The organism is Mycolicibacterium palauense (genome assembly GCF_002592005.1).
GTDB lineage: Bacteria > Actinomycetota > Actinomycetes > Mycobacteriales > Mycobacteriaceae > Mycobacterium > Mycobacterium palauense.
Window position 1 is genome coordinate 1 of record NZ_NVQF01000154.1, and the last position, 5,975, is coordinate 5,975.

Below are 5,975 nucleotides of genomic sequence, written 5' to 3' on the forward strand. Positions count from 1 at the left end.
CGGATCTCAGCCCAATCCTCCACTGACAACACTCCCTTCTCCTCTCGGCTCGTAAGCCGAGACTCAGACGAAGGGGGTCAAAATTCACCCGCCGACACGGGGTTAGTTTTCAGGCGACGCCGACACAGCTGCGCGGCCATCGCGGTAGGTGGTCATCTCGACGGCTCCCGCGACACCTGCGGGTGAGGTGAACACGTAGTCGACCGCGCGCTGGCGTCCGTCTCGGTCGAACTGTTCGAGGGTGACGCCGTGCAGTAGTTCGATCAACGCACGGAGGTATCTCTCGGAATTGCGCTCGTCGTTGCTCACCGATGCACCGTAGCGGCATGGTTCAGAGAGTCAGAGCACCCGCAGCTCTCGCGGCTGGCCGAGCACCGGGCCGGGCGCGTTGACGCCGTGCCCCAGGGACAGGTAGTTCAGGCCGCCGATCTTGACGCAGTACACCGCGCGGCACTCGAACAGCCGGGTCAACGCCGCCCCTTGCTGCCACCAGTCACCCGGCAGCTTGTCGCGGATCGAGCGCCATGCCACCAGTTCGGAGCCGGTCGGTTCCAGGGCGGCCAGGATGGCGGCGTCCAGGTCGGCGTCCGTGACGGTGGGCGTGGTGGTCTCGGTGGTGATAGTCACAATGGTCTCCTCGGGTCGTCGTCGTTGGTGTTGAACGACCGGTTCGCCGTAGCGGTCAACGGCAAGGGCAACTGAATGTGACCTGGGCGCCAGCGCGCTCAAGTGCGGTTACGCAATTTGTTGATAATGACATCAATGTCCCTAAGAAATGCGGGGAGGTGATAGGCTCGCCCTATGACGGAGAGATCTGCCGGTTCGATCAATGAAGCGCTTGCGCGTTTGGACGCTGATATCGCCGCTGCGGAGGATCGCCTGACGCAGTTGCGGGCGATGCGTGCGAGCATCCAACCGTTTATTGAGCTCTACATGGTCCCCGAGACACGCGGGGATGCTGATTCATCGCGGTTGACAGCCTCCGATGAAAGTGGCGCTGCGTCGATCACCGACAGCGTGATCGATGTATTCCGCGAACGTGAAGGCGAGACACTTGACGTTGATGCGGTTTTCGAGATCCTGCGTGAGCAGGGTTCGGACGCGACGAGGGATCAGGTTCGGAACGCGCTCAACTATGGCGTCCGACTGGAGAAGTTGGATCGCGGGGCCAAGCGCGGGCACTTTTCTCTCAAAAGCACATCAGCCCCGGCGGCAACCGGGGCTGATGTAAACGAGGAGCCGAATAAGGAGGACTCCTCTGGAGAGATAGGAGGTGGTCGAGATAGTGGCTCGACGCTCCTTCACGATCAAGGTGGGGCTGCGGTTATACCGCCGATCCCTCTTGATCGTGTTGGTGATCGAGCCCCCATAGGGGGCTGATCACCGCCCGTGGCCTTGTCTTTCGGCAAGGTCGCGGGCCTCCCATGGGGCGGTGCACGGTGCCGGGTTGGCCTCTGGAAACCATCACCCGAGGGGTTCGAGTCCCCTACCGTCCACCTGATTTAGTTGTTGTTGTTGCGCGTGCGCAACACCACCAATATACGACAACCTGCTGATTTCTGTGGAATTTGCGGTGCTCAGGCAAGTTTAGGACCGAATTGGGCATCGCCCGGTGACGTTTCAACCGGGGAACGGGCCGAGGTCTTCGGGGGCTACGCCCGACATCACTGCGATCATCCGTTCGAGGCCCCAGTCGGGGTCGAGAATCGGCACGGCACGCGATGACCAAAAGCCGGTCGCGTCAAGAGTCTGTCTTAACTCGGTGTGATCGCTCGCGGGGGCAAGCAGTGCAACCGTGTGGATCGGCTCGAACGAGAAGTCGCCGACGCGTCGCCACTCGCGCTCCCACCAAAACTCCTTCATACGTGTGGTTCCGCCTTGTGACCAGTCGCCCATCTGCTCGATGAAGGGGGTGATGCGGAATAGCGAGTCGCGGTGCTCGTACGGTCGGATCTCGCCAGCAATAGCGGTGTTGAGTGCCTGTGTGGGCCAATCGAACCCGCGCGTCTGGTTGATGTACCAGACGGGATTGCAAGCGCGCCTACGCGCGTATGTCTTGGTGAACGCTAGACCGTACGGAGCAAACTTGGAAGTGCGGCGCTCGGCCAGTTCGCGCGTCATCGTCCACGAGTGCTCTAGCGGTGTCTCGGTGAAACAGACAACTCTCTGAGACCCAGCGGCGGTGGGATGGTTGCTCGCTAGGCCGTATGCCGTCCGTGCCTCGATCTTAAGTTGAGTCACGATGGCCTTAAGCGCGTCAAACGCGGTGCCGCCGCCATCGGGTGCGTCCCTGGTGAAGTGCACAAGAAACGTGCTGAGGTCGTTCCGGCGGTGCAACATGTCGGCGATCGTGGTGGTCACGCCGGTCATTTTGACGACTCCCACGGACACGACTCGACTGGACCCCTGTGGCGGCTATTGCATGGTTCTAGAAACAAACACCGCCTCACCCGCGTATGTACAGGTGAGGCGGTGTTTATACCTCGGGGTGGCTGACGGGACTCGAACCCGCGACAGCCAGGATCACAACCTGGTGCTCTACCAACTGAACTACAGCCACCATTGCTGTTCGGCCGGTCGCCCGGACGCGCAGCGTTGTCGATCTTAGCCGCTCGGGTGCCGTTCGGCCGAATCGCTTTCCTTCGGCGGGCCCAACTCGGCAGCCACCGCGGCGATGTCGCTGGTAGAGGGGCCGGGCTGGGGCACGAAGACGGTCTGGCGGTAGTACTTGAGTTCGCGGATCGACTCGTGGATGTCGGCCAGCGCCCGGTGGGCGAGGCCCTTCTCCGGCTGACCGAAGTAGATGCGCGGATACCAGCGCCGGCACAGCTCCTTGATCGAACTCACGTCGATGATCCGGTAGTGCAGGTAGTCGTCGAGCGCGGGCATGTCGCGGGCCAGGAACATGCGGTCGGTGGCCACCGAGTTGCCGGCCAGCGGGGCGGTCTTGGGCTGTTTGACGTGGGTGCGCACGTAGTCGAGCACCGCCTCCTGGGCGGTGGCCACGTCCACCGTCGAGGCCCTGACCTCGTCGATCAGCCCCGAGCGGGTGTGCATCTTGGTGACGACGTCGATCATCGAGTCCAGGGCGGCGTCGTCGGTGTGGATCACCACGTCGACCCCGTCGCCGAGCACGTTGAGCTCGCTGTCGGTGACCAGCACCGCGATCTCGATGAGGCGATCGGTCTCGACGTTCAGACCGGTCATCTCGCAGTCGATCCATACCATTGCATCCCGGGCAGCGCTCACAGTAGGACCACGTTAGCGGCCCGGTCCGACCGTGTTCACGCTGGCCTGTTCGTGACCGGCCAGGGCAAGTAGGGTCGTGGATCGCCGGCAATTCCGGTCGATCGCCGAGAGGACCGCCGTTGAGTACCGAAGCTCCCGATCCCGGCGCGGCCCTCTCGCCCGCCCGGCGGATCGCCGCGGGGTACGCCTTCGACGCCGCCGCGCTGGAGCTGGGCACCGTCGTCGTGGACGGTGTGGCCGACCCGGGCGCCCCGGTGCGGATCCCGCTGGCCATGATGAACCGGCACGGACTGATCGCCGGGGCCACCGGAACCGGCAAGACCAAGTCGTGTCAGCTGCTCGCCGAGCAGCTCTCGGCCGCCGGGGTGCCGGTGGTGATGGCCGACGTCAAGGGCGACCTGTCGGGGCTGGCCAAACCCGGCGAGTCCGGCGAGAAGATCACCCAGCGGGCCGCCGACACCGCCGACGACTGGGCGCCGACCGGCTTCCCGGTGGAGTTCCTGTCGCTGGGCACCGACGGGATCGGGGTTCCGGTGCGCGCGACGATCACCAGCTTCGGTCCGATCCTGCTGTCGAAGGTGCTGGGGCTGAACAAGACCCAGGAATCCACCCTCGGGTTGATCTTCCACTGGGCCGATCAGAAGGGCCTACCGCTGCTGGACCTCAAGGATCTGCGCTCGGTCATCGGATTCCTCACCGGCGACGAGGGCAAGGCCGAACTGAAGGCGCTCGGGGCGGTGTCGAAATCCACCGCCGGGGTGATCCTGCGCGCACTGGTGAACCTGGAGGCCGAGGGCGCCGACACCTTCTTCGGCGAGCCGGAACTGCGCCCGGAGGACCTGATACGCCTCGACGCCCAGGGCCGGGGCGTGATCACCCTGCTGGAGCTCGGCGACCACGCCGCGCGCCCGGTGATGTTCTCCACCTTCCTGATGTGGGTGCTGGCCGACCTGTTCACCTACCTGCCCGAGGTCGGCGATCTGGACAAGCCGAAGCTGGTGTTCTTCTTCGACGAGGCGCACCTGCTGTTCGAAGACGCGTCCAAGGCGTTCCTGGCCCAGGTCGAGCAGACGGTCAAGCTGATCCGGTCCAAGGGGGTCGGGGTGTTCTTCTGCACCCAGTTGCCCGCCGACGTCCCCAACGACGTGCTCTCGCAGCTGGGTGCCCGGATCCAGCATGCGCTGCGGGCCTTCACCCCCGACGACCAGAAGGCGCTGGCCAAGACGGTGCGCACCTACCCCACGACCGACGTCTACGACCTGGAGTCGGCGCTGACCTCGCTGGGCATCGGGGAGGCGATCGTCACGGTGCTCTCCGAGCGCGGCGCGCCGACGCCGGTGGCCTGGACCAGGATGCGCGCCCCGCACTCGCTGATGGACACCATCGGCGCCGAGGCCATCGCGACCGCCGCGCGGGCCAGTGCACTGCAGACCCGCTACGGCCCGACCGTCGACCGCGAATCGGCCTACGAGATGTTGGCGGCCTCGCTGGAACCCGCCCCGGCGCCGCCCGCGCCCCCCGCGCCGTTGCCCGATGACCTGCCGCCCGTACCGACCGGCATCGAGATCCCGCCGATGCCCGCACCGGTGGGCCCGTCCGAGCCCGGACTGCTGGAGCAGATGATGGACAGCCCGGCGTTCCGGAGCGCGATGCGCTCGGCGGGCACGGTCATCGGCCGCGAGATCACCCGCAGCATCTTCGGCACCGGCCGCCGGCGTCGCCGATGAGGCCGCACACGGCCGGTGCCGCGGGTCAGTCGCCGCCCAGCTTCTTGTAGAACGCGCCGACGATCGGGGCCACGATGGCGCGCGGGGCGTAGCCGCTGGCCACCGACATCGCCTTGGAGGTGATCCCGGGGACGATGCGCATCTTGTTGTCCTCCAACGCATCCAGCGACACCTTGGCGGTGTGCTCGGCGGAGATCCAGAGGAACTCCGGGACCAGCTTGTCCACCAGGGACGCCTCGGCGGGATCGGGGATCTCGGTGCGCACCGGGCCGGGCGCCAGCACGGTGACGTGCACGCCGGCCTTCTTCACCTCGCCGCGCAACGACTCGCTGAAAGTGTTGGCGAACGCCTTGGTCGCCGCGTAGGTGGCGTTGTTGGGGATCGGCGAATTGCCCGCGGCCGACCCCGAGATCAGGATTCCGCCGGCGCCGCGGTCGATCATGCCGGGCAGCACCGCCAGAGTCAGGTCGTGCACGGCGATGACGTTGAGCGCGACCTGCTTCTTCTCACCCTCGGGGTCCAGTTTGGCCACCGGGCCGAACGTCGCGGTCCCGGCGTTGTTGCACAGGATGGAGATGTTGCGGCCGGCCAGCTCCTCGGCCAGGGCCGCCCGGTCGGCGGCGTCGGTGAGGTCGACCGCGCGCACCTCGACCGTCACCCCGTAGCGCTCGGTGAGCCGGTCGGCCAGCCGGGTCAGCAGTTCCTCGCGGCGGGCGGTGACGATCAGGCTGTGTCCCCGGGCGGCGAGCTCGGTGGCCAGCGCTTCGCCGATTCCCTGCGACGCGCCGGTGACCACCGCACGCGCGTCGGGAGTGGGTGCGGGTACGGGCATGCGGGCCATCGTAGACAAGCGGTCAATCGCTAGAGTTCCGGCATGACACTTCCTGAGTCAACCTCAGGCTGTTTTTGGCAGCAGTCTTTGCGTTCCACCGTGGAGATTGGGGTCGTAGGGCCGTTGATCGTGCCAGCAGCGGTAGATGACGCGTATCCAGGCGCGGG

The 5,975-nt window shown here is 65.9% G+C and carries 7 protein-coding genes and 1 tRNA gene; 2 read left to right on the forward strand and 6 right to left on the reverse strand.

Going from position 1 to position 5,975, the window contains the following annotated elements:
* Positions 1–102 precede the first annotated feature (102 nt).
* Positions 103–309, reverse strand: coding sequence for a hypothetical protein (locus CSR00_RS29035; RefSeq protein WP_099025822.1), 207 nt, complete (start codon positions 307–309; stop codon positions 103–105).
* Between the two features lie 30 nt (positions 310–339).
* Positions 340–627, reverse strand: coding sequence for a hypothetical protein (locus tag CSR00_RS29040; RefSeq protein WP_099025823.1), 288 nt, complete (start codon positions 625–627; stop codon positions 340–342).
* A 174-nt stretch (positions 628–801) separates the two neighbouring features.
* Between CSR00_RS29040 and CSR00_RS30450 the strand changes: the two genes are divergently transcribed.
* Positions 802–1,380, forward strand: coding sequence for a hypothetical protein (locus CSR00_RS30450; protein ID WP_141564529.1), 579 nt, complete (start codon positions 802–804; stop codon positions 1,378–1,380).
* 240 nt (positions 1,381–1,620) lie between these two features.
* Here the strand turns inward: CSR00_RS30450 and CSR00_RS29045 are convergent, their stop codons facing one another.
* From CSR00_RS29045 to orn, 3 genes are all read right to left on the reverse strand, one after another.
* Positions 1,621–2,361: an abortive infection system antitoxin AbiGi family protein gene (locus CSR00_RS29045; protein ID WP_176562331.1), complete on the reverse strand. Its 741-nt coding sequence runs from the start codon at positions 2,359–2,361 to the stop codon at positions 1,621–1,623.
* A 126-nt stretch (positions 2,362–2,487) separates the two neighbouring features.
* Positions 2,488–2,560: transfer RNA gene (locus CSR00_RS29050), tRNA-His, on the reverse strand.
* A 44-nt stretch (positions 2,561–2,604) separates the two neighbouring features.
* Positions 2,605–3,249, reverse strand: a complete 645-nt coding sequence (orn, locus tag CSR00_RS29055) for an oligoribonuclease (RefSeq protein ID WP_281259771.1) — start codon at positions 3,247–3,249, stop codon at positions 2,605–2,607.
* A 119-nt stretch (positions 3,250–3,368) separates the two neighbouring features.
* Between orn and CSR00_RS29060 the strand changes: the two genes are divergently transcribed.
* Positions 3,369–4,976 carry a helicase HerA-like domain-containing protein gene (locus tag CSR00_RS29060; protein ID WP_099025826.1) on the forward strand — a complete coding sequence of 536 codons (1,608 nt, stop codon included), beginning with the start codon at positions 3,369–3,371 and terminating at the stop codon, positions 4,974–4,976.
* Positions 4,977–5,001: 25 nt separating this feature from the next.
* On the opposite strand, the gene cmrA is transcribed toward CSR00_RS29060, so the two are convergent.
* A complete protein-coding gene (gene cmrA, locus CSR00_RS29065; protein ID WP_099025827.1) occupies positions 5,002–5,808 on the reverse strand; it encodes a mycolate reductase in 807 nt (268 codons plus the stop codon).
* Between the last annotated feature and the right edge of the window lie 167 nt (positions 5,809–5,975).